This window comes from Candidatus Omnitrophota bacterium (genome assembly GCA_028717245.1).
Taxonomy (GTDB): Bacteria; Omnitrophota; Gorgyraeia; order Gygaellales; family Profunditerraquicolaceae; genus JAGUYA01.
This window is the reverse complement of sequence record JAQUOD010000010.1, coordinates 1-24,402: the sequence shown is the minus strand read 5'-3', so window position 1 is coordinate 24,402 and position 24,402 is coordinate 1. Positions and strand designations below refer to the sequence as shown.

The following is a 24,402-nucleotide window of genomic DNA, read 5'->3' as shown; positions in this document are numbered from 1 at the left end:
TATACGGCTACGCTGAAGCGGTCAATATAAATATGCAGGGGGGACTATTTTTTGGGCTGCAGGAGTTGCAGGAATTTAGTAACCATGCGGGGGTCAAACTGGGTACCAGAGCCCTTACTGATTATCTTAAGGGCTTCTTCTATGGAATATGCCTTGCGGTAAGGACGGTCAGAGGTCAAGGCCTGATAGACATCTGCCAGGGCAATTACGCGCGCCCCTATGGGTATTTCTTCTCCTTTTAAGCCGTTAGGATAACCCCGGCCATCCCATCTTTCATGGTGATAGAGGATAAGGGGGATTATATTATGCAGGAATTTAATCGGCCGGATAATATCTACGCCGATCTGCGGGTGTTTTTTAATCTCTTCGAATTCCTGCCTGGTCAGCTTTAATTTTTTAACCAGGATCTTTTCGCTGATACCGATTTTTCCCAGGTCATGCAGTATAGTCCCCTGCTTAATCTGGTCTATCTCCTCTTCGGTTAAACCTAATGCCCGGCCAATTTGCGTGGCATACTGCACGGTCTTCTCTACATGCTCACCCGTAGAATGGTCTTTTAATTCAATGGTCTTGGCAAAGGCAAAGACTGCTTCAATAAGGCTCTGATTCGTGCGCTTAGTCAGTTTTTCTATCTTATCCTGCAAAGATTTTACATTGGGTTTGACTTTACCACTCCTGCCGTTTTGCGATTCCCGGCGTTCTTTTTTATTTATGTCCAGAATAGAATATACATTATTACCGCCGTATTCCTTAACCTTGCTTAAGATCTCGTCGGTTATCGCCACCAGGTCCATGCCCTTGTTTATCCTATCTTCAGGGTAAGAAGCTACGGCAATGCTTAATTTCAATTTTACCGTCTGGTTCTTGTCTCCGAAATTATACAGATTGATGGCATCCAGAATCCTCCGGGCCAATGTTAAGGCTTGCATTCTGTCTATACCGGGGGAGACGATCATAAATTCCTCCCCCCCGAACCTAATCACGATATCGTATTGGCGCACTACCCCCTTCAGCTGCCTGGCCAGCTGCTTCAACACCAGGTCTCCAAAAAGATGACCGTAAACATCATTTACGGACTTAAAATAATCTATATCCAGCATCATTACGGAGAGCGGATGGGCGTATCTTTTGGCGCGATGGAATTCCGCCTCAATTACTTCTCCCAGGTAACGATGATTAAAGAGCCCGGTGTGGGGGTCACGTAACACCAGCTGTTTCAGCTTCTGGTTAGACTTTACCAGCTCTTTATTCAATAACTCCAGCTCCTGCCTTGCTTTTTTGCGTTCGGTGATGTCCTCAATAACTCCGTCTATCCATTGAGGCTTGCCGTTATTATCAAAATTAACTTTTGCCGTTACGGCGGCCCAGATAGATGAGCCGTCTTTCTTTTTCATCCTGAGTTCTTCTTCCTGCGCAAAATTTGTTTTTTTAATTTTCTCTATGAACCTCGCCCTGTCTTGCGGGTCCTGGTATAACTGCGAAACTTCTATTTGCATCAGCTCCTCAGGAGAGCCATAACCAAACATTTTGGCCATTGCCGGGTTCACCTTGAGGAAACGGCCATGCAGTTCGGGCGTGTTTCTATATACGCCGATATTTACATTGTTCACCAGGCTACGGTACTCTTCTTCGCTCTGCGTCAATGCCTCTTGCGCCTCTTTACGGTAAGTAACATCAAGAGCAAAGCCGATTACTCCTACGATCTCTCCTTTTTCATTTCTGTAAGGTATCTTATCCGTTTCAACCCATATCTTGCCCTTTGCAGTAATCAAGGGTTCAATAATGCCTGTTTTAGGCTCTCCCGATTCCATAACTTCTTTATCGTCGCACCAATAACCATCTGCCTGTTCAGGCCAAAGCTCAAAGCAGGACCGGCCTTCTATTTTCTCCTTGTTTAAACCCATAGTTTCAATAAAGGCCCTGTTGACATGGACCATCCTGTTATCTTTATCTTTATAAAAAATCATAGCCGGGATGGAATCAAAAATAATCTGCAGCTCTTCTTGTTTTTTTTGTAATTCCTCTTCTGTCCAGCTACGCTTAGCTGCCGCAGAAGAAATAGAGGTATCCTTCTTATGTGAACCCATCGGCTTACTCCTTAGAAGTTAGAAAAATGCTTAATAAAGAGGCAGGAATATATGAATTATCTTGGCTGCCCAGAATATAGAAAAAATGGCTGCCAGGGACAGGAACGGACCATAGGGCAGGGTGTGGTCTTTTTTCACGATGAGATTTATCACGCCTATAACTACTCCGAAGAAAGACGCGAGAAAAAAAACTAAAATTACCTTCTGCCAACCCAAAAAGGCGCCGATCATGGCTAATAGTTTTACGTCGCCTAAGCCCATAGATTCGGTTTCGCCCTGGATAGGCGGCTTTTTAAGAAGCTTAAAATAGATTAAGTCAAATAAAAAACCGGTAAGGTAAATAATCCCGCCGCCGGTAATAATACCCAAAAGGGAATTATAGAGGGGTTGCGGGTTATAGCTTAGGGGTTTTAAAGCAAAGCCCTTAACCGAGGTCAAAATGAATCCTAAAATCATGCCGCCGATAGAAACTTCATCGGGGATAATACGGTGCTGTATATCCACAAAGGTAGCAATAACCAAGGCGCAGGCCAAAACCATAAAGACCACAAAATCATAACTCAGGCCATAGTGTTTAAAAAGCGCGAGAAAAATTATTGCGGTCAATAGCTCAACCAAGGGATACCTCAATGATATCCTTTCTTTACAAAAACGGCATCTCCCTCTCAAGAGCAGGTAACTTAAAAAAGGGATATTATCATATGCGGGGATCTTCTTCTGGCATTTAGGGCAATGGGAATGCGGCCAGACCACGGATTCGCCTAAGGGCAGGCGGTGGATACAGACATTTAAGAAACTTCCGACGATAGAGCCGAAAATAAATACTAAAATTTTCCCTGTCATTTATTTATGGCTTCGCTTAGCGCCTGGCGCATAACTTCAACGGGCGCCTTCTGTCCCGTCCAGAATTCAAAGGATTCAACCCCTTGATAAAGAAGCATGCCTAAGCCGTTAGCTACGCAGCTGCCTCCTGCTCTAGCGATTTTCAGTAATTTGGTTTCCTGGGGATTATAGATTAAATCATAAACTAATAACCCGCCGGATAAAGGAATATCTTCTATCGGGCAGGGGTCGCTTTCTTTCATGCCTATTGGCGTGGCGTTCACCAGCAAATCAACATTTTTCAGGTTGAGTTGCGCTACGGAAGGCGCCGCTATAAAATCTATCCCCTTAAAATTTTCTTGCAAATGGCTGATTAGTGCCGATAGTTTGCTTTTATCTATGTCATAAATAGCTATACCCTTAGGCCCCTTCTTACTTAAAGATACGGAAACTGCCCTTGCTGCTCCTCCAGCTCCTATGATGGCAATATCTTTCCCTGCCGGATCAAATTTTAAATCCTGTATCAGATGTTCCAAGAAACCGGCTCCGTCAGTATTGAAACCCTCTAGTTTTTCACCTGAACATTTTATAGTATTTACCGCGCCGATTAATTTTGCTTCTTCGGATAGATTATCCAGAAAAGGCATGACCTTTTCTTTATAGGGCACGGTTACATTGAGGCCGAAAATATTATTTTTTTTAACCCCGCTAAGGAAGCCTTCCAACTCTTCTGGTTTTAATTCGAATAGTTTATATTCAGCGTTGATATTTAAGGCTTGGAATGCGGCGTTGTGCATTGCCGGTGAGAGGCTGTGTTTGACGGGATACCCGATTAAGCCGTAGATTTTTTTAGCGGATGGGTTGTCAGTCATTACCTTTTTTAGGGAGTGAAAACTAAAGGCTTTCGATTTTATTGAGGGCATTAATATAAGCCCTGATAGATGCCTCGATGATATCGGTACTTGAGCCGCGGGCAGTAACTACGCGCGCCTTGGCCTTTAACTTCAGGCTCACTTCTCCCAGGGCATCCTTACCTTTAGTGACTGCTTCTATCCGGTAGTCCTGAAGCTCGCCTTTTATGCCCGTAGCTTTATCAATGGCCTTAAAGCAGGCATCCACCGGGCCATCTCCGGAAGATTTCGCTGAGATAACCTTATTTTTATATTTTAGGCTTACTTTAGCCAAAGGGGCAATCCTTGTCCCGGAATTAATCTCAAAACTCTCAAAGGCCCAAACGGGCTTTACGGCCTTGGTTTCGTCTTCTACTATGGAGATTAAGTCGTCATCAAAAATATTTTTCTTCTTGTCAGCGAGTTCTTTAAATCGCACAAAGGCCTTATTCAGCCTGGTTTCGTCCAGATGAAACCCTAAAGTCTTCAGCCTTTGACGGAAGGCATGCCTGCCAGAATGTTTTCCTAAAATCAAGGAACTTTCGGAGATACCGACATCGCGGGGATCCATAATTTCATAAGTAATCCTCTTCTTTAATATCGCGTCCTGATGTATGCCAGCTTCATGGGCAAAGGCATTCCTGCCGACGATAGCTTTATTAGGAGACACCGCAAAACCGGTGACCTTACTCACCAGGCGGGAGGTCGGGTATATTTCCGTAGTACAGATATTAGTATAAAAATTACCAAAAACATCGTGGCGGGTCTTCATAGCCATAATTATTTCTTCTAACGAAGCATTCCCTGCGCGTTCGCCGATACCGTTAATCGTGCAATGCACCTGGCGTGCGCCGGCAAGAACCGCAGAAAGGGAATTTGCCGTTGCCAGGCCTAAATCATTATGACAATGGATGGCAATCACCGCCTTATTTATATTCGGGACATTCTGCTTAATATCTGTAATCAGGGTAAAAATTTCCTGCGGATAGCTGTAGCCGACCGTATCGGGAATATTAATCGTGCGTGCGCCCTCACCTATAGCCATTTCAACCATGCGGAATAGAAAGTCTTTATCTGTACGAGTGGCGTCTTCCGGAGAGAATTCAATATCAGCACAGAATTTTTTAGCCTGCCTGATAGAATCCCGGGCAATAGCTACTATCTCATCTTCGGCTTTTTTAAATTTATACTTTAAGTGGATTTTAGAAGTTGCCAAAAATAAATGTATACGCGGATGCCTCGCCCTTTTTACGGACTTGCCGGCGGATTCAATATCTTTATTAATGCAGCGGGCAAGGGCACAGACAGCGCTTCTCTTTGCTTTTTTTGCGATAGCGCTTACTGCTATGAAATCATCCGGGGAAGCAACAGGGAAACCCGCTTCAATAATATCCACCCCCAGCTTTTCCAGCTGGTTAGCCACTTCCATTTTCTGGAAGCTGTTCATTGACGCCCCCGGCGCCTGCTCCCCGTCGCGTAATGTGGTATCAAAAATAATTATCTTTTCCATGTTATCAACATAAGGTACAGGTACAATCTTGATTCCGCACCAGGTGCCCGATTGGATTTGCACCTGGTGCAAAATTTACTTCTTCATCCAGGGCATCATCTCTCGAAGTTGCTGCCCGACTTTTTCTATGGGGTGTTCATCGCCTGCTTTTAATAAACTATTAAAGTTCGGCCTGCCTGCCTCATTTTCTTTAATCCACTCGCGGGCGAACTTTCCGGATTTGATATCTTTTAAAAGTTTCTTCATAACCTTACGCGTCTTAGCAGTAATAATCATCGGCCCGCGGCTTAAATCGCCGTAACAGGCAGTATTGGAGACCCGGCGGCGCATCCCGGATATGCCTGTCTCCTGAATCAAGTCGGTAATTAATTTCAATTCGTGCAGGACCTCAAAATAGGCAATCTCAGGTTGATATCCGGCCTCAACCAGGGTATCAAACCCGGCCTTAATCAGTTCCGTGACCCCGCCGCAGAGCACTGCCTGTTCGCCGAATAAATCGGTTTCGGTCTCCTCATCAAATGTGGTCTCAATTACTCCTGCCTTAGTGGCCCTGATAGCCTTGGCATAGGCTAAAGCTATCTGCTTTGCTGAGCCGCTTGCATCCTGAAAAATTGCTACCAGAGAGGGCACGCCTTTACCTTCTTCATACATACGCCTGACCAAAGCACCCGGCCCCTTAGGTGCAATCATAAAGACATCCACATTTTTCGGGGGCTTTATCTGTTTAAAACGGATATTAAAACCGTGGGAAAAACATAACGCCTTGCCTTTTTTTAAGTTTGGCTTGATGCTCTCTTTATAAACCTTGGCTTGGACATGATCCTGGGTGAGAATCTGGATGATATCCGCAGCCCTGGCTGCTTCAGCAGCAGGAACCGGCGTAAAATCATCCTGCTTTGCCTGTTCAAAATTGGGTGTTCCTTCTAATTCGGAAATAATCACCCTGCATCCGGAATCGCGTAGGCATAGGGCCTGGCCCCGGCCCTGAATACCATAGCCGATAATCGCGATTGTCTTATCTTTCAAGAGATTTAAATCCGCATCCTGATCATAGTAAATTTTTGCCATTGTTTACCCCTTTCGTAAATTTAATCAATACGCTATTGCAATCCTGCCTGTCCTGACCAATTCTTTAATCCCGAAGGGTTTCAAATCTTCAAGCAACCCCCTGATTTGATGCTGGTCGCCTATAGCTTCTAATATAGCGGTATCACCCTTATGCTGGATTATTTTTGAAACATATTTATTGATAATATTGTCTAACCTAGCCTTATCCTTCGCCGAATAATTGATTTTCAGCAAGATCAGCTCGCGTTCAACATGCTCTTTCTTGGTAAAGTCAGTTACCGTAATTACGTCTATAAGTTTATTCAACTGCTTCTTTACCTGCTCTAAGACCTTCTCATCCTCTGCCTCTACCACTATAGTCATATAAGAAGTACCCGGCTCAAGCGTCTCGCTTACCGCTAAAGAAGCGATATTATATCCGCGCGCGCTGAATAATCCTGCAATGCGCGCTAAAACACCGAACTTGTTCTCTACTAAGACCGATATTGTGTGCCTCATTATGCCAACCCCTCTATCATCCTGTTTATGGCCTCGCCTGCCGGAACCATCGGGTAAACATTCTCTTCCGGCTCGACGCTAAAATCAATGAAAACCGTATTGTCTATGGCAAGCGCCTTTTCGATTGCCGGACGGACATCTTCTTTTTTGGCAACCCGTATACCCTCTGCCCCGTAACTCTCTGCTAACTTCACGAAATCAGGCGAAGTGATACAGACTTGCGAATAGCGTTTTTTATAAAATAATTCCTGCCACTGCCTGACCATGCCTAAATATCCGTTATTTAAAATGGCTACCTTTACGTTTATTTTATTACAGACGCAGGTGGCCAGTTCCTGTATGTTCATCTGGATTGAGCCGTCTCCGGCAATATCAATCACGGTTTTATCAGGGCATCCTATCTTTGCGCCCATGGCCGCCGGAAAACCGAAGCCCATCGTGCCTAACCCGCCGCTGGAGATGAATGTGCGCGGATGGTCGTATTTATACCACTGCGCCGCCCACATCTGGTTCTGGCCTACTTCAGTGGTTATAATGGCGTTGCCCTTGGTAACTTCATAAAGCTGCTCTACCACATATTGCGGCTTAATTTTTCCGTCATCTTTATATTTTAAAGGGTATTTTCTCTTTAGGCCCTCTGCTATTTTTAACCATTCACTCGTATCAGGGGCCTTCTTTAGCTGCTCCAATAATTCACCGATTATATTCCGGGCATCTCCTACTATCGGCACATCAACCTTAATATTCTTACTAATCGATGCCGGGTCAATATCAATGTGGATAACTTTTGCTCCGGGGGCAAAGGTATCAATTCTTCCGGTGACGCGGTCATCAAAACGCGCGCCTACTGCGATGATTATATCCGCCTCCATGATGGCGTGGTTAGCATAACCTGTGCCGTGCATACCCAGCATACCTAAGGAGAGTTTATGCGTAGCAGGGAAAGCGCCTATGCCCATTAGGGTCCAGGTAACCGGCGCCTGAATTTTTTCCGCCAACTCTCTTAATACGAAACTTGCTCCGCTAGTAATAATCCCGCCTCCGATGTAAAGGATGGGTTTTTTTGCCTGCGCAATCAGCTTAGCTGCTTTTTTAATCTGCCCCGGGTGGCCGTAGTAGGTAGGTTTATAACTGCGGATGTCTACTGTTTCCGGCCAGATGAATTCCGTATCCTGCATCTGGATATCCGAAGGAATATCAATCACTACCGGGCCGGGCCGGCCGCTTGAGGCAATATAAAAGGCCTCGCGTACAATCCGCGCTAAATCCTTTACGTCTTTGACCAGATAATTGTGTTTGGTGATGGGACGGGTAATCCCGGTAATATCTGCTTCCTGAAAGGCATCATTACCGATCAGAAAAGATTTGACCTGTCCGGTGATTGCCACCAAGGGAATAGAATCCATATAAGCATTGGCAATGCCCGTGGCCAGATTGGTTGCGCCGGGGCCGGAAGTTGCAAGGCAAACCCCTGTTTTTCCCGTTGCCCGGGCGTATCCGTCTGCGGCATGGGCTGCGCCCTGCTCATGGCGGGTTAAAATAAATTTTAGGCCCGCGTCATAAAGCTTATCAAAAATAGGCAGGACCTGTCCGCCGGGATAGCCGAAGATTACTTCTACGCCTTCGCGCTTTAAGCACTCAATTAATATCTGCGCACCAGTCATTGTCGTAACTCGTAACTCGTAACTCGTAACTCGTAATCTAAATCACTACCGATTACTAATTACCAATTACGGGCTACAATAATATCGCTCCCTTATCCGCTGAACTGACCAGTTTAGAATACCGCGCCAGATACCCAGTCTTGATTTTTGGCGCAATCGGCTTCCAACCCTTAAACCTCTTTTCTATCTCGGCTCTGGCCAGCTTAACTTCTAATTTCCTCTGCGGTATATCTATAGTAATTATATCACTGTCTTTTAAAATAGCAATGGGGCCGCCGGCTGAAGCTTCAGGTGAAATATGCCCGATGCAGGGGCCTTTTGTGCCTCCTGAAAATCTTCCATCAGTAATCAACGCGACTGAATCCGCTAAACCCATGCCCACGATGGCCGAAGTAGGGGCAAGCATCTCACGCATGCCCGGCCCGCCTGAGGGGCCTTCATAACGGATAACAATGCAATCGCCTTTTTTTATCTTGTGCGCCAGGATGGCCTGCATAGCCTCTTCTTCCCGGTTAAAAACCTTCGCCCGGCCAATGAACCGCATCATCTTAGGGCTCACTGCTGACTGCTTCACCACAGCCCCCTCAGGCGCGAGATTCCCGTATAAAACCGCAATCCCGCCCTGTTTATGATAGGCGCTCTTTAAAGGCCGGATGACTTCCTCGTCGAAAATCCGGGCGCCATTAGCAATATCAAATATCCTCCTGCCGCTAGTGGTTATTGTATTATTTAATTTACTCTTTAAGCGTTTGAGCACCGCGGGGATACCTCCGGCATATTCCAAATCTTCCATAAAATGCTCACCTGACGGCTCTAAGTTAGTAATATGCGGGGTTTTTTTACTGATGTTGTCAAATGTTTTAAGGTCTAATTTTATCCCTGCTTCATGGGCAATACTCATTAAGTGTAACACCGTATTACTTGAGCCGCCCAAAGCCATATCCACCACAATGGCATTCTCCAAAGATTTTTTGTGAATAATATCCAGCGGTTTGATATCTTTCTGGATTAATTCCACGATACGCTCGCCGCTGGCTTGGGCAATACGGCGCTTCTTAGCAGAAACTGCCAGGCCCGTGGCGCATCCGGGCAGAGACATCCCCATTGTCTCGGTAATACAGGCCATGGTATTTGCCGTATACAAACCCTGACAGGAACCGGCTCCGGGACAGGCCTCCATCTCTAAACACGCCAACTCTTCGTCTGAAATATCGCCTTTTTTCGCCCTGGCTAACCCCTCATAAGTATCGTGCACAAAAGCGAGTTTACGTTGTTTATAACGGCCGGAGAGCATGGGCCCGGCAGTCACAATAATCGCCGGGATATTCAAACGCGCTACACCCATCAGCATACCGGGGGTGATTTTATCGCAATTAGTCAAACAAATAATTCCGTCTAATTGATGGGCATTACAGACAGCCTCAATAGTATCCGCTACTATTTCTCTTAAGGCCAAAGGGTAACACATCCCTAAATGGCCCATGGCAAGGCCGTCGCAAATTCCGGGCACGCCGAATAAAAAAGGCGCGCCCCCTCCATAACAGATGCCGCGTTCAATAAAACGCTCTAAATCCCGCATGCCGATATGGCCGGGGATTAAATCCGTAAAAGAACTGGCTATGCCGATAAAAGGCCTGTTTAAATCTTTCCTGCTTAGACCTGTAGCATGCAAAAGCGCCCGGTGAGGAACCCGTTCTAAACCTTTTTTGATTTTATCGGAACGCATATTTTCACCTCTCTTTTTAGGGACGGTTCTCAAGTCAACCGAGAAGTGTCCCTTAGGGGACACTTTTAACCGTAATTGAGAACCGTCCCTATTATTACGTCCCTACTATTAATCCGCCCCTTCCCCGTCGTGCTCAAGCGCGGGAGTGTCTTTACGTTTACGCGAAATCACGCGTTTTAAAGTGACGTATTTATCTACCAGGCCTTTATTATTTATTGCGTTTAACTGCTTAAAGAGGAATTCAAATTTATTTTCGATTTCTCCTGCGATAGCCTCGCGCTTCTCTTGCGGCAAAGACATAATTTCTTTCTTAAAGGGGCCTAAGGCTTTTTTGCGTGTCTTATAAAAGAATTGCTCTTCGGTTTCGCCTTCTTTTTTCTCGGAGGCAGCGTTAGTTTTAAGCCACTCATAGATCCTCATCTTTAAATCCTGCGGAAAATGTTTACTCTCGTAAATCATATTCTGGAATTCCGTGGCCAGGTGCACTTCCGCGGCATCGCATTCGGCAAATTTATGGAATGCCTCAGCCGGCAGAGTGGATGCGCCATGCTGCACTGCCCCGGCAAGGCCGTATTCCTTTTTGGCAATCTCTGACAGCGCCTTAAGCGTAGCAAAATCCAACTTTACCTGGGCTACTGTCCCGTCCGGCAAAACCACTCCGCCGTGAGAAGTGCCGGTCTGGATAGAAATTTTACTTATACCCAAGAGCCCTTTACGCAGCCTCTCCTGATAACCGCTCATAAATGCCATCAAGTCTTCGGGCGTAGAATTCTGATGCCCTACCTCGCCTATCTCTCCGCCGACGGAGACCGTAATGCCCTTTGGCTCTATGCGCCGGATGAACTGGGTAAGTTTGGCGCAGACTTCATAATTTAAATACTGCTGCTTTTTGACATCAGGCCTGGATAAATCGACCAGCGTAGAGGAATCGATATCAATGTTATAAAAACCGGCGTCTATGGATGCGCTGATCAACTCCTGCAATCCCTGCATCTCCTTATCGGGATTCTCTGAATATTTTTTAGCATTGGCCTGAAAGTGGTCGCCCTGGATAAAAACCGGTCCGGTGAAACTTTCTTTTATGGCTGCCGCTAAGATAACGCTGGTATATTCCACAGGCGTTTGAGCAGTATAGCCCATTTCAGACTTGGCAATTTCAAAGATAAAAGCCCCGGAATTATTCTTTTTGGCCACCCTGAATATCGCCTTGGCCAAATCATAAGTCATGGCCCTTAAATTTATAGCCGGCACAGTAAAGCCGCCGAATTCGCCCTTACCGCGCGCCATATAGAATTCATGGATACTGGAAGGATAAATTCCTTTTTTGTAAGCGGTATCAAGTATTTTTTTAGCCAGCTTTTTCTTTAAAAGCGGGTCATCACTTTGGATTAAATCCAGGGCAATCTTTTCAATATCGAGCGGCCTTCTTCCCATAGCAGAATTCCTCCTTAGGTTAATATCTTGATTAAATCGTACCAATAATTAAAATTCAGTTCTTTCTTTTGTATAGCAAATTCAAAATCCACGGCAGTCATCTTACTGCAACAAAAACCCACTGCCTTATCCTTTTCTCCCTTTAGCAAACAATTCACTGCTTCCTCGCCAAAACGCAATGCCAAATCGCGGCTGATAGCTGTGGGCCGGCCACCCCTCTGCACATGGCCTAAAACTACCGCCCGGGTTTCTAAACTGGTTGTCTCGGTTATTTTTTTGGCGATATCTTCAGCTGAACCTGCGCCTTCGGCAACCACAATAATCCAGCTTATTTTACCCCTGATATTGCCATTCACAATATTATGGCAAATCTCATTAGTGTCAAACCTTCTCTCCGGTATAATTACGTCTTCGCAACCGCCAGCAAGGGCTACAGCCAAGGCAATAGAGCCACTATCCCTGCCCATCACCTCCACCACGAAAATCCTCTCCATGGAAGTTGCTGTATCGCGAATATTATCAATAGCATTAAGCGCTGTATTTATCGCTGTGTCCCAACCAATAGTCATATCTATGCCGTTAATATCATTATCAATGGAAGCGGGAATACCAATGCAAGGCACATTGTATTTCATACCGAAGATGTGCGCAGCCTCAAAGCTGCCGTTACCGCCGATAACCACCAAACCGTCTATAGCCTTATTCTTTATGGTATCAAAAGCTCTTTTCTGTCCCTCTTCGGTGGTAAATTCCGGGCAGCGGGCAGTCTTGAGGATAGTGCCGCCCTGATTGATAATCCCCGAAACAGAACGGTGATCCAGCAGCTTCATCTCTTCATTAATCAATCCCCACCAGCCGCGGAATACCCCCATTACTTCCAATTTTTTATTTACAGCGGAACGCACGACGCTGCGTATCGCCGCGTTCATACCCGGGGCATCGCCACCAGTAGTCAAGACTGCGATTCTCTTTATCATAGCTTTTTGGTTTTTGGCACCAGGTGCGGATTCAATCGGGCACCTGGTGCGGATTTAAGATTGTACCTGTCCCAGAGGTTACGTTCCCATCTCCCAACTGGCAAGATACCTTTTTTGCTCTTCAGTCAATACATCTATTTTAATACCCATTGACCTCAGTTTGAGCATAGCGATATTCCTGTCAATGGCCTCGGGGACATTGTAAACTTCTCTCTTTAATTTCTTATGGTGCCTGCTGATATACTCGGCACTCAAGGCCTGGTTAGCAAAAGACATATCCATAACCTGGGCCGGATGGCCTTCGGCAGCGGCCAGATTGATCAGCCGGCCCTCGCCTAAAAGATAGATCCTGCGGCCGTCTGCCATGATATACTCATCGACAAAATCGCGGATGCGTTTTTTCTTTCTGTTTAACTTTTCCAATGCCGGTATATCTATCTCCACATTGAAATGCCCGGAGTTAGCCACGATAGCGCCGTCCTTCATCGTTTTAAAATGCTCCTTGCGGATGACATTGATATCCCCGGTAAGGGTAATGAAGATATCGCCGATTCTCGCCGCATCGCCGATCGGCATCACCCGGTATCCGTCCATGCTTGCTTCCAGGCCCCGTAAGGGGTCGACTTCTACTACAATTACTTTAGCGCCCAGGCCCGATGCGCGCATGGCTGCACCCTTGCCGCACCAGCCATACCCGCAGATGACCACGTTTAAGCCGGCGATTAAACGGTTGGTGGCGCGGATAACTCCGTCGAGCGTAGACTGACCGGTACCATAACGATTATCAAATAAATGCTTGGTTTGCGCATCATTAACCGCAATAATCGGATATTTGAGCACGCCTTTTCTTTGCATCGCGCGTAACCTGATTACCCCGGTAGTTGTCTCTTCCGTACCGCCGATAACCTGACACTTTGACACTTTGACACTTTGACACTCCTTATGAATCATAGATACCAAGTCCGCGCCGTCGTCCATAGTAATATTCGGGCGGGCTTCTAGTACGGCCTTTATGTGTTTATAATAAGTTTTATTATCTTCTCCCTTAATTGCAAATACAGGGACCTTTAAATCTGTTACCATTGCCGCGGCAACATCGTCCTGGGTTGAGAGCGGATTGGAAGCGCAAAGATAAACTTCGGCGCCTCCAGCTTTAAGCGCCCTGACTAAATTTGCCGTTTCGGTAGTAACATGTAAACAGGCAGCCAGGCGCACGCCTTTTAAGGGCTTTTCTTTGGCAAAACGCTCTTCGATCAAACGCAATACCGGCATATCCTGCCTGGCCCACTCGATACGTAATGCCCCCCTCTTTGCTAGTTTGATATCTTTGATGTCGTATTTCATGTAAACTCCCTTCGTTGATAGCTACATAAAAAGTCATAAGTCATAATTAAGCTGTAAGTTATAAGCTGTAAGCCAAAGGTAAAAGCATTTAGCTTATGGCTTATGGCTTAAGACTTTTACAACCTCGCCGCTTGTTTCTTTAGTGCCGCCACCTTATCCGTTAACTCCCACTTAAAGTCCGAATCGTCCCGGCCAAAATGCCCGTAGCAGGCGGTCTTTCTGTAAATGGGCCTTAAGAGGTCCAGGGAACTGATTATTCCTTTAGGCGTAAGTTCAAAATTCCCGCGGATAAGTTTTTCAAACTTCTCGTTACTTAATTTACCCGTGCCGTAGGTATCCACATAAACAGACAAAGGATCGGCGTAACCGATAACATAAGATAACTGGACGAGGAATTTCTCGGCCAGGCCTGCGGCAACTATATTTTTGGCAATGTAACGGCACATATAAGCAGCAGAACGGTCAACTTTAGTCGGGTCCTTCCCGGAAAAGGCCCCCCCGCCGTGCGCTACGCTTCCGCCGTAAGTATCCACGACAATTTTTCTTCCGGTCATACCCGTATCCGACTGCGGGCCGCCGACGACGAACTTGCCTGTCTGGTTAACGTAATACTTGGTATCCTTGTCTACCAGGTTCTTTAATATCGGCTTGGCAATCGCCTCGATCATCTCATGGCGCGCCTTGACTGTGATGTGCTTACCCGTATTATCCAGTATATCGTCGGTATGCTGGCAGGCCAGTACCACCGAATCTACGCACTTAGCCTCTCCATCCTCATACTCAACAGTTACCTGGGATTTACAATCTGGCCCTAAATACTTCAATATGTTCTGCCTGCGCACATCTGCCATGCGCCTTACCAGCTTATGGGCGAGTGTAATAGGCAAAGGCATATATTCTTCGGTCTCCGAACAGGCGTATCCGAACATAATCCCCTGATCCCCCGCCCCGCCTATATTAACGCCCTGGGCAATATCCGGGGACTGGCTGTGAATGGTATTAATAATCGCGCAGGTTTCATAGTCAAACCCGTATTTAGGATGAGTATAACCAATCTCCTTGATAACATTGCGCGCAATTTTTTGAATATCAACGTAGGCGCTGGTAGTGATTTCACCGCCTACAATCAAAAGGCCCATAGTTACATAAGTCTCGCAAGCCACCCTGCTTCTCTCCTTATCCGGGTCTAACCTTAAAACCTCATCTAGAACCGAATCGGATATCTGGTCGCAGACCTTATCCGGATGGCCCTCACCTACTGATTCAGAAGTAAAGAAATGTTTACGCGCTGACATAGATTCTGTTCCTCCTCTCGTTATGCAAACTTCTTGTTTGCCTCATGATAAAACTTATGGTCTCCTATATCGTACCAGCGGCCGTCAAATACGAACCCGTAGACCGGCACTCTCTTTCTTAACCAATCTATATAGAAACCGGTAGCGTCATGCTTATCCGCCTTATTGCTAAAATACTCACCTATAAGCCCTATCTTTTCTTTGGGAAAATAATAAAGGCACATCGCAATCAGGGTAGATTGCGGCTTATGGGGTTTTTCTTTAAAATCAATGAGTCTGGATTCTGCGTCCAGCTTAACCACGCCGTATTTCTTTGCCTGCTGCCTCTGCCTTATATCATAAACGCCGATAACCGGGTGAGGGTTACTCTTAACAAAAGAAAAAAAATCTTTCAGGTCCGCGTCAAAAAGATTATCCCCTCCCACCACCAAAAGGCTCTCCTTGAGATGCTTTTTACTAATGGCAAAATTCATATCCCCGATTGCCCCGCGCCTGTCCGCGTGGCTTTTGGTCAAATCATCTACCAGGCTGATGCGTTTTTTTATCTTAAGGCCGAGCTTCCACTTCCTAAACAGGGGCATAAATTTGCTGTTTGTTACTACAATAATTTCGTCTATACCATCCAAGCCCTCTATCTTATCAACGATATAATCGATTATGGGTTTATGACCCACCTTAAGGAGCGGCTTAGGATAATCCTTGGTCAAAGGATATAGCCTGGTTGCGTATCCTGCGGCTAAAATCAATGCTTTCATTATCGTTTAAGGGCCCTTTACCTCTATTATAAAATCGAATATATCGCGATATTCGTATTTATCGGGATAATTCAGGAAATCAAGCTTAATAGCTTCTTTAGTAATAATAGGATATATGGGGCTCTTATCCAGCAGCCCGAATCTCTCTATCTTTTTAGCCGGCCGGGCAAATCTTACCGAGGGAAGTTGTTTAAAAAATGTATTCTTAATGTATTCTATTTTATCGCCAGGGCCGGCGTTAAGTATAAAATAAGCCGCGCCCTTTGCCGTTTTATATAATTGATACTCTGAGCTGAATCTACTGCTGACCCAATTAGAGGTAACCAGGCACCCCGGGCCGGGATTAACCAGTATATGTCCGTATCCCGGAGGGATAACAATCTTTTCTCCGGCGTTGGCCCTGATTAAAATAACATCCTCGATTATATGATAATCAGCGGGATTGGGTTTCTGCAATAAGCACAATGCCTCGCCGGCTAAGACTTCGTATAGCTCCCCAAAGCTTCCCGGATGATAGTGCCCGGCAGTCTTCATTAATTCCCTGCCTAAACGGTCCGGCTTGATTACCGTGACGTCGTAGCGCAGCTTGTTCTCCTCCAATAAAGGTGCGTCCTTGACCAGATGCACATCCCGGTACATATAATATAAATCCTGCGGCTCATTGATGCCTGTATCTAAAAGGACTTCCTGCATTTCCCGTATGTTCCTCGCCGCAGGCACAGGCGCCCCCAAGCCCTGGCCAAAACTTAACTGGCATTTCTCGGTATCCAATTTTAAATCCAAACCCGAAGTTTGTTTTAAATCCGAAATCATTTTTTACTATCCCTCCAATATCTGCCCTAATCTCCGCCGGCTGTATTCCTCTACCTCTGTTCCAGTAGATAATTTCAGGGCCTCTTTTGCGATTACCTGAACTTCTTTAAGCGTAATCGAACGGATGATATATTTTATTTCCGGTATTAGCGAAGACGGTATGCTAAACTCATCTAAACCCAGGCCTAAGAGTATGAGCACCAAAGCAGGTTCTCCTGCCATTTCCCCGCACATCCCCACCCAGATACCGGCATGATGCGCCGCATCAATTATATTTTTAATCAGGCGTAAGACCGCCGGGTGGGCCGGCTCGTAGAGATAAGCGACTTTTTCATTGGTGCGGTCGACTGCCAGGGAATACTGGATCAAGTCATTGGTGCCGATACTGAAAAAATCGGCTGCCTCAGCCAGAAGGTCGGCGGTCATCGCCGCAGAAGGCACTTCAATCATTGCGCCTACTTCTATATCATTATCAAAGGGTATGCCTTTATTCTGCAATTCCTGTTTTACCTCTTCCAGTATCTTATTCGCCTGCCTCAATTCTTCTATGCCGGAAATCATGGGATACATAAGTTTTAACTTTCCGTGCACTGAGGCGCGTAATATCGCCCGAAGCTGCGCTTTAAATATATCCGGACGGGCAAGGCAGAACCTGATCGCGCGCCAGCCTAAAAAAGGCTGCATCTCGTGAGGAATCTGGAACTGAGATAAAAACTTGTCTCCCCCCAAATCCAGGGTACGAATGATCACCGGATAAGGGGACATCTGTTCAGCTACATATTTATAGGCCTGGTAATGCTCTTCTTCCGAAGGCAAGTCTTTTCTGTTCATATAAAAAAACTCGGTGCGGTAAAGCCCTATCCCCTTAGCGCCATGCAGTTTTACCGAAGGCAGTTCCTCAGGTAACTCTATATTGGCAACTATTTCTATCATCTTGCCGTCACGGGTAACCGCAGGCAAATCCTTAACCGACAGAAACCCGTCTGTTATGCCTTTGAGTTTGCGCCCTTGTTGTTTATATGAACGCAGGGTATCCTCGTCGGGATTTACGATCACCACGCCCATGCCGCCGTCAATGATTAAAATATCCCCGCTCTTAATCTTTGTGGTAGCCTCCTGGACCCCCACGACCGCGGGAATCTCCAGGGATTTGGCCATAATCGCGGTATGGGAAGTTTTCCCTCCGATATCCGTAACAAAAGCGCAGACACTCTGTTTATGCATGGCAGCGGTATCAGAAGGAGAAAGGTCATGCGCCACCACCACTACCTTTTCCTTAAGGTCCTCAAAACTCCTCTTTTCTTTGCCTAAAAGATTACGCAGGACCCTCTTACCCACATCATTTATATCCGCGATGCGCTCCTTAAGATATTCGTCTTCAATCTTGGAAAAAACATTAATATATTTTTTCAGGACTTCAGAAAAGATGTAGGCTACATTAATATGCTCTTGTTTCAGGCGCAGGATCACCTCTTCGATAAGCATGCGGTCCTCAAGCACCAAAAGATGCGCGTCAAAGATCTGTGCCTGCTCCTGCCCCATCTCCACGGCAATCCTCTTCTGTAATTCTATGATTTCGCGGCGGGTGCGGATTAAGGCCTCTTCAAAAAGCTGAATTTGGATAGGGATATCCTCCTGGCTGATTTCCTGCCGGGGGATATTAAATTCTTCCTTGCCTATCTTATGGGCCGGGCCGATACTTATCCCCGAAGCTGCCGCTATCCCTTTAAGTTCTATCATCCCTATTCCTGGTTATTAATTGTTTTTTCTAATTCTATTATAGCCAGTCCTGCATCTTCGCCCTCGGCTTCTACCGTAATCTCGCTCCCCTTTTCCGCCCCGAGCATCAGGATGCCCATAATGGATTTACCGTTTACCCTTTCTTTATCGCGTTCCACCGTTATGCGCGCATCAAACTTGTTGGCTACCTGCACGAATAAAGCCGCGGGCCGAGCATGCAGGCCCTGTTTATTCTTTACGGTCATCTTCTTTTTTACCAAAGCCATGGTGTTTAGGTATGTTAAAATCAAGCCTCCTCTATAAAACTTAAAACAGACTTGGCTAATTTTAAAGGGTCGTGCCTGATGACATCCTTGATGACAACGATGTCATTCTCAACCACACGATATCCCATGCCTTCGATTGTTTTGATATCATTGACGACGGGATAGGCCCCTTCATTTTCGTAGCGCCTGCGCACATCCTGGGGTATTTCCCCTGTATTGACAATGCAGTAATCAAAGATCCGCGGGTGGCTGTGGCGGATAAGCGTCTTTATGTGTTCGGATATGTTGTAGCTGTCAGTCTCTCCGGGCTGGGTCATCACATTGCAGACATATATTTTAATCGCCTCCGAAGCGACGATAGCGTCGCGAATCTCTTTTATCAAAAGGTTAGGGATGATGCTGGTATAAAGCGAACCCGGGCCTAAAACAATCACCTGCGCTTCCTCGATAGCCTTTATCGCCTCAGGCGTAGCCGAAGGCGAAGCAGGCCTTAGATAAACCCTTTCTATGGGTATGTGCGCCTTGGGAATATTATCTTCTCCTTCAGTAGTCGAACCGTCCTTATGCCGGGCAACCAGGGTAACATTCTCCAGCGTAGAGGGTATTACCTGCCCCCTTAAAGCTAAAACCTTGCTGGTCTCTTTAATCGCCTTCTCAAAATCTCCCGTCAGCCTGGTCATTACGGTGATAAAAAGATTGCCGAAGTTGTGGCCGGAGAATTCCGAACTCTTATCAAAACGGAACTGGAACAAGTCGCGCATTAATGTCGAGGCATCGGCTAAGGCCACCAGGCAGTTACGTATATCTCCCGGAGGCAATATATCAAACTGCTCCCTCAAGCGCCCCGAAGAGCCGCCGGAATCGGCAACAGTAACTATGGCCGTAATATTAGAGGTGTATTCTTTAAGGCCCGATAAGAGTACGGATAATCCTGTGCCGCCGCCTACCGTAACTACCTTAGGCCCGCGGCCGAGGTGCCGCCTCTGGTATAAAATATCCACCAGCTGCGTATCCTTTGTCGAAGGTATAACCGCCATGATAAAGGAATGCATCATCCTTTTAATGCCTAAAATCAGGATAATGATGCCTGATAGCACTACAACCGTATCCAGGATCTGAGCAAACCAGAATTCTTCGCTGCGTAAACTAAGCGAGCCGACAATGATCATGGCTATCCCAAAGGCGCTTACGCCGATCCAGCGTTTTATGCCTATACCCGGATAGAGCCACATAAATATCGCCTTAACCTTGGTTACTTTTATATTTTTCAGGCTAAACCTTTTTTTCATCTTCCTGGGTAATTATCTTGATCACCGCCTTTTCGTCTGTGGCAGCGCGCAGGCTATCACGGAAATACTTATCTTTTAATAGGCGCGATATCCGCGCCAGGGCCTTAAGGTGCGGCCCGGCGGAATCCTGCGGGGCTACTAATAAAAAGAAGATGTATGCCGGTTCTCCGTCTAAGGAATCAAAATTAACGCCTTTTTTAGAGAGGCCGAAAGCCGCTACAAGCTTATCTACGCAGTCGGATTTCGCGTGCGGTATAGCCACGCCCTGGCCGATGGCAGTCGAACCTAAAGACTCTCTGGCCATCAGGGCATCGATGAGCTTATTGCGGTAGCGCTTTTCAATTTCTCCGGCATTAATCAAGGCATCTACCAGCTCTTTCATTATCTCTTCTTTTTTTGTAGATTTTATATCGGTCAATATCGCCTTCTTTGACAAAAAATCCATAATATTCATACTGCTCTCCTTCTATCGTTAGATTAGCTTTTAACTATATTCTGCAGCTACTTGTTGCAGAGCGAAAAATAATGGAGCGGGAGACGGGGTTCGAACCCGCGACTTTAACCTTGGCAAGGTTACGCTCTACCAACTGAGCCACTCCCGCATTTTTTCACTTTAAGTTTATGATAATTTACTTTATGCGGACGGAGGGAATTGAACCCCCAAGGGTTTCCCCATATGGTCCTAAGCCATACGCGTATGCCAGTTCCGCCACGTCCGCGTCGCTTCGCTACAACGCTATAAGCTATAACAATTTTAGTGAGCCTCCCGAGACTCGAACTCGGCACACGCGGCTTAAAAAGCCGCTGCTCTACCAGATGAGCTAGAGGCCCAGATTTTTATCTATGTGCCCTCTAGCGAAATCCGCCAAGTTTTGTGGAGGATGAGCTAGAGGCCCAAATTTATTCTGTTTAAAAGTTTTAATGTTAAAATGTTAGAAAGTTTATTTCTAAGGTCTCAATATTAAAACATTGAAACATTTCAACATTCAAACATTACTAATATTTTTAGAACTCAAGTATTTCTTTATCCTTATTCTTTAAAAGCTCGTCAACCTTAGCAATGTATTTATCCACTAATTTCTGCAGGTCATCAATGCCCCTGAATTTATCATCCTCGGGGATAATCTTGTCTTTTTCCAATTTCTCCAATGCTTCTTTAGACTCTCTCCTTATTGTGCGCAAGGAAATCTTCCCTTCTTCGGCCATTTTATTGATCACCTTGGCCAGCTCCTGGCGCCTTTCTTTGGAAAGAGCAGGTATAGAAAGCCGGATGAGCTTACCGTCATTGGAAGGATTAATTCCCAGATTAGACTTTAATATCGTTTTTTCAATCTCGCCTATCGCCGTAACATCCCATGGCTGTATTACAATCAGGTGCGCATCCGGCACGGAAATAGAAGCCAGTTGTTTAAGCAGGGTTGGTGTCCCGTAATAATCAACGTGCAGGCCCTCCACAAGGCTAGGGCTTGCCCGGCCTGTCCTTATTTCAGAAAATTCCCGCGTCACGGACTCAAAGGTCTTTTTCATTTTCTCTTCGCTATTATGTAAGATTTCCCTCGTGGTCATGATTACCCTCCCCTTTTTTATAAATCAGATTGGGTTATTCTAGGCCCGGAAATAAAGGCCGGATGATTCGTCAATCCGGTATTATCTGACAATGGTGCCTAACTTCTGGCCCAGGACGACGCGCCTGATATTACCTTCTTTATTGAGGTTGAATACTACGATAGGCAATTTATTATCCATACAAAGGCTTACGGCAGTAGCATCCATAACCTTCAGGTTTTTTCTTAAGACATCAATATATTTCAAAGTAACGAATTTTTTCGCATCTTTTACTTTCAATGGGTCAGCGGAATAAACGCCGTCCACTTTGGTCGCCTTTAATATGGCATCGGCACTAATCTCCATGGCCCGAAGCGCTGCTGTGGTATCGGTAGTAAAATAGGGGTTACCGGTGCCGGCAACAAATATAACAATGCGCCCTTTCTCTAAATGCCGGATCGCCCTTCTTCTGATATAGGGCTCGGCAATCCTCTGCATTTCTATGGCCGTCATCACGCGCGTAGGCATATCCATCTTCTCTAGCACGTCCTGCAGCGCCAGCCCATTTATTACCGTCGCCAGCATCCCCATATAGTCAGCTACAGACCTGTCCATATCCAGGCCCCGCGAAGCAGTATTCTCCTGGCCCCTGAAGATATTGCCTGCGCCTAAAACAATAGCCACATCTACATGCAGATCCCTGATCTCTTTTATCTGGCCGGCAATAGAAACTAAAACAGAATGGTCTATGCCGTGGCTCTCTTTGCCCTGAAGCGCTTCGCCGCTTAACTTCAAAACTATTCTTTTATATACGGGTTTGGCTATCATTCGCCAATTTTATAGCGGATAAACCTGCGGATAACGATATTTTCGCCGAGCTTAGCGATGAGGCTGGTTAAATAATCTTTTATGGCCAAAGCCTGGTCTTTGATAAAAACCTGCTCCAGCAGGCAATGCTCCTTATAGAACCGCTCTTTATCCTTTTCTTTCTTCACCACCTGGGCGGGGATATCTTCTTTTTTAATATAGGTAGGGCTGCACGCCGCTATCTGCATGGCGATATCCTTGGTAAACTGGCAAAATTCGCTGTTACGCGCGACAAAATCACTCTCGCAGTTCACTTCTAATAATACGCCGATTTTGTTGCCATGATGCACATATGACTCAATCCTGCCTTCTTTGGCAAAGCGCTCTTGCTTTTTAGCGGCAATCTCAAGGCCGCGTTTACGCAAAAGCTGGACTGCCTTTTCAATATCTCCCTTTGCCTCCACCAGCGCCTGCTTACAATCCGCTACGCTCGAGCAGGTCTTATTCCTCAATTCCTTAATCAGTTCCAAAGACACCTTCACCCCACCCTTCCTTTCTTTTAATATATGCCCGTCTCTTCCCTGTGTTTTCTGTTCTAATATTTTTAGGAAGGGCGGGGTTCATCTATTCTACCTTTCTCCTCGGCCTGCCCTTTCCTTCCTGAACCGGCTTAGCGCGCACCTTTTTGGCAGACTTTACATCTTCCCCGGGTGTTTCGGTTGTCTCTACGATTTCCTCGATCTCCTTTATCTTCACTTCTTCTTCAGGAAACACTAAGGATATATCTTCTTCCTTTTTTTCTTCCGGTTTTATCGCTACGCCGTCTTGAGCAAGATAAGATAAAAACCTCTTACGGCCTTCAATTATCCCATCGGCGATAAGGCTGGTAATGATGCGGATAGACTTAGTGGCGTCATCATTACCCGGGATAGGATACATAACTAAATCCGGGTCAGAGTTAGTATCAATCAGGCCTATTACGGGTATAGATAACCTCTTTGCCTCTTTAACCGCCGTATCCTCTTTTTTCGTATCTACGACAAATATCGCTTTGGGCAACCGCTCCATCTGGACAATACCGGCGAAATTCTTTTTTAACTTATTCAATTCCTTCTCTAAATGCGCTACTTCTTTCTTAGTCAGTTTTGCGAAGGTGCCGTCTGTCTTCATATTTTCTATTGCCTTCAGGCGGTTTATGCTCTTTTTTATGGTCGCTAGATTTGTAAGCATGCCTCCGGGCCAACGCTCAGTGACGTAATACATACCGCAACGTATCGCCTCCTGATAAACAGCTTCCTGCGCCTGCCTCTTTGTCCCGACAAACAGGACTGCTTCGCCTTTGGAGGCTATATCCAAAACAAAATCCCTGGCCCTGTTCAGGGATTCCGCAGTTTTCTCCAGATCAATGATATAGATACCGCTTCTCTGCCCGAAAATGAACTTCTTCATCTTGGGATTCCAGCGCGAAGTCTTATGCCCGAAATGCACCCCTGCTTCTAATAACTGTTTGATTAATTCTGTAGACAAACTATTTCCCTCCTTTAATGAGCAGACAATTTATGTCGCTAAAAGCGACATAAATTATAAGTGCTTCTTTAACTAATATATTAGTATCTGCGAATTAAACCCGCCACAGAACTTTGGCGGGTAAGTTCGGCCTGATCCGTCGTAAAGCGGCCAGCCTCACTTAAAGTAACTTTTTAGTATAGCAGAATCTCTAAAACTTGCAACTATTTTTAATGAGCAGTGTTATTGCAAGGCAAAAATGTCCTGTTTCTAGCAAAGCAAGAATGTCCGGTTTTCATGTTATTGTTAATAGTAGTTCTTTTTCTTTTGGGACGGACTTTTCTTTTTGTTCATACTGTGAATATT

Annotated in this window: 22 protein-coding genes and 3 tRNA genes; all 25 read right to left on the bottom strand. The window is 45.8% G+C overall.

Annotation, left to right across the window (positions count from 1 at the left end):
* Nucleotides 1-44: 44 nt before the first annotated feature.
* The 25 genes from PHV44_06435 to rpsB all read right to left on the bottom strand — a co-directional run bounded on the left by PHV44_06435 (nt 45) and on the right by rpsB (nt 24,057).
* Nucleotides 45-2,087, bottom strand: a complete 2,043-nt coding sequence (locus PHV44_06435; protein ID MDD5592906.1) for a diguanylate cyclase — start codon at nt 2,085-2,087, stop codon at nt 45-47.
* Nucleotides 2,088-2,117: 30 nt separating this feature from the next.
* The gene (locus PHV44_06430; GenBank protein MDD5592905.1) at nt 2,118-2,930 is read right to left on the bottom strand and encodes a prepilin peptidase; all 813 of its coding nucleotides are present in this window, start codon (nt 2,928-2,930) and stop codon (nt 2,118-2,120) included.
* A complete protein-coding gene (locus PHV44_06425) occupies nt 2,927-3,781 on the bottom strand; it encodes a shikimate dehydrogenase (protein MDD5592904.1) in 855 nt (284 codons plus the stop codon). The genes PHV44_06430 and PHV44_06425 overlap by 4 nt, the downstream gene beginning before the upstream one ends.
* A 22-nt stretch (nt 3,782-3,803) precedes the next feature.
* On the bottom strand, nt 3,804-5,309 hold the full coding sequence (locus tag PHV44_06420; protein MDD5592903.1) for a 2-isopropylmalate synthase: 1,506 nt from the start codon (nt 5,307-5,309) through the stop codon (nt 3,804-3,806).
* 75 nt (nt 5,310-5,384) lie between these two features.
* Entirely contained in the window at nt 5,385-6,377 is a 993-nt protein-coding gene (gene ilvC / locus PHV44_06415) for a ketol-acid reductoisomerase (protein MDD5592902.1), read from the bottom strand.
* A gap of 24 nt (nt 6,378-6,401) precedes the next feature.
* Nucleotides 6,402-6,875 (bottom strand): acetolactate synthase small subunit, encoded by a 474-nt coding sequence (gene ilvN / locus PHV44_06410; GenBank protein ID MDD5592901.1) that lies wholly within the window; start codon nt 6,873-6,875, stop codon nt 6,402-6,404.
* Nucleotides 6,875-8,539, bottom strand: coding sequence for a biosynthetic-type acetolactate synthase large subunit (gene ilvB / locus PHV44_06405; GenBank protein ID MDD5592900.1), 1,665 nt, complete (start codon nt 8,537-8,539; stop codon nt 6,875-6,877). Before ilvB ends, ilvN begins: the two co-directional genes overlap by 1 nt.
* 73 nt (nt 8,540-8,612) lie before the next feature.
* On the bottom strand, nt 8,613-10,265 hold the full coding sequence (ilvD, locus tag PHV44_06400; GenBank protein ID MDD5592899.1) for a dihydroxy-acid dehydratase: 1,653 nt from the start codon (nt 10,263-10,265) through the stop codon (nt 8,613-8,615).
* Between the two features lie 108 nt (nt 10,266-10,373).
* The gene (locus tag PHV44_06395) at nt 10,374-11,699 is read right to left on the bottom strand and encodes a class II fructose-bisphosphate aldolase (protein MDD5592898.1); all 1,326 of its coding nucleotides are present in this window, start codon (nt 11,697-11,699) and stop codon (nt 10,374-10,376) included.
* 14 nt (nt 11,700-11,713) lie between these two features.
* The gene (pfkA, locus tag PHV44_06390) at nt 11,714-12,676 is read right to left on the bottom strand and encodes a 6-phosphofructokinase (protein MDD5592897.1); all 963 of its coding nucleotides are present in this window, start codon (nt 12,674-12,676) and stop codon (nt 11,714-11,716) included.
* A gap of 78 nt (nt 12,677-12,754) precedes the next feature.
* Entirely contained in the window at nt 12,755-14,020 is a 1,266-nt protein-coding gene (ahcY, locus tag PHV44_06385; protein ID MDD5592896.1) for an adenosylhomocysteinase, read from the bottom strand.
* Between the two features lie 116 nt (nt 14,021-14,136).
* The gene (gene metK / locus PHV44_06380) at nt 14,137-15,315 is read right to left on the bottom strand and encodes a methionine adenosyltransferase (protein MDD5592895.1); all 1,179 of its coding nucleotides are present in this window, start codon (nt 15,313-15,315) and stop codon (nt 14,137-14,139) included.
* A gap of 20 nt (nt 15,316-15,335) precedes the next feature.
* On the bottom strand, nt 15,336-16,070 hold the full coding sequence (locus PHV44_06375) for a nucleotidyltransferase family protein (protein ID MDD5592894.1): 735 nt from the start codon (nt 16,068-16,070) through the stop codon (nt 15,336-15,338).
* A 6-nt stretch (nt 16,071-16,076) separates the two neighbouring features.
* Nucleotides 16,077-16,883, bottom strand: a complete 807-nt coding sequence (locus tag PHV44_06370) for a glucose-6-phosphate isomerase family protein (protein MDD5592893.1) — start codon at nt 16,881-16,883, stop codon at nt 16,077-16,079.
* A gap of 6 nt (nt 16,884-16,889) precedes the next feature.
* Nucleotides 16,890-18,623, bottom strand: coding sequence for a phosphoenolpyruvate--protein phosphotransferase (gene ptsP, locus PHV44_06365; GenBank protein ID MDD5592892.1), 1,734 nt, complete (start codon nt 18,621-18,623; stop codon nt 16,890-16,892).
* 2 nt (nt 18,624-18,625) lie between these two features.
* Nucleotides 18,626-18,883, bottom strand: coding sequence for an HPr family phosphocarrier protein (locus tag PHV44_06360; GenBank protein MDD5592891.1), 258 nt, complete (start codon nt 18,881-18,883; stop codon nt 18,626-18,628).
* Nucleotides 18,884-18,909: 26 nt separating this feature from the next.
* Nucleotides 18,910-20,178, bottom strand: coding sequence for a YvcK family protein (locus PHV44_06355; GenBank protein ID MDD5592890.1), 1,269 nt, complete (start codon nt 20,176-20,178; stop codon nt 18,910-18,912).
* Complete coding sequence (locus tag PHV44_06350; GenBank protein ID MDD5592889.1) at nt 20,162-20,632, bottom strand: PTS sugar transporter subunit IIA; 471 nt, start codon at nt 20,630-20,632, stop codon at nt 20,162-20,164. The genes PHV44_06355 and PHV44_06350 overlap by 17 nt, the downstream gene beginning before the upstream one ends.
* A 72-nt stretch (nt 20,633-20,704) precedes the next feature.
* Nucleotides 20,705-20,780: transfer RNA gene (locus PHV44_06345), tRNA-Gly, on the bottom strand.
* A gap of 35 nt (nt 20,781-20,815) precedes the next feature.
* A tRNA-Leu gene (locus PHV44_06340) sits at nt 20,816-20,897 on the bottom strand.
* A 39-nt stretch (nt 20,898-20,936) separates the two neighbouring features.
* Nucleotides 20,937-21,009 (bottom strand) — tRNA-Lys (locus PHV44_06335).
* Between the two features lie 174 nt (nt 21,010-21,183).
* Nucleotides 21,184-21,744 (bottom strand): ribosome recycling factor, encoded by a 561-nt coding sequence (gene frr / locus PHV44_06330; protein ID MDD5592888.1) that lies wholly within the window; start codon nt 21,742-21,744, stop codon nt 21,184-21,186.
* Between the two features lie 81 nt (nt 21,745-21,825).
* Nucleotides 21,826-22,551 carry a UMP kinase gene (pyrH, locus tag PHV44_06325; protein ID MDD5592887.1) on the bottom strand — a complete coding sequence of 242 codons (726 nt, stop codon included), beginning with the start codon at nt 22,549-22,551 and terminating at the stop codon, nt 21,826-21,828.
* Entirely contained in the window at nt 22,548-23,072 is a 525-nt protein-coding gene (gene tsf / locus PHV44_06320) for a translation elongation factor Ts (protein ID MDD5592886.1), read from the bottom strand. Before tsf ends, pyrH begins: the two co-directional genes overlap by 4 nt.
* An 82-nt stretch (nt 23,073-23,154) precedes the next feature.
* A complete protein-coding gene (gene rpsB, locus PHV44_06315) occupies nt 23,155-24,057 on the bottom strand; it encodes a 30S ribosomal protein S2 (GenBank protein ID MDD5592885.1) in 903 nt (300 codons plus the stop codon).
* Nucleotides 24,058-24,402 lie beyond the last annotated feature (345 nt).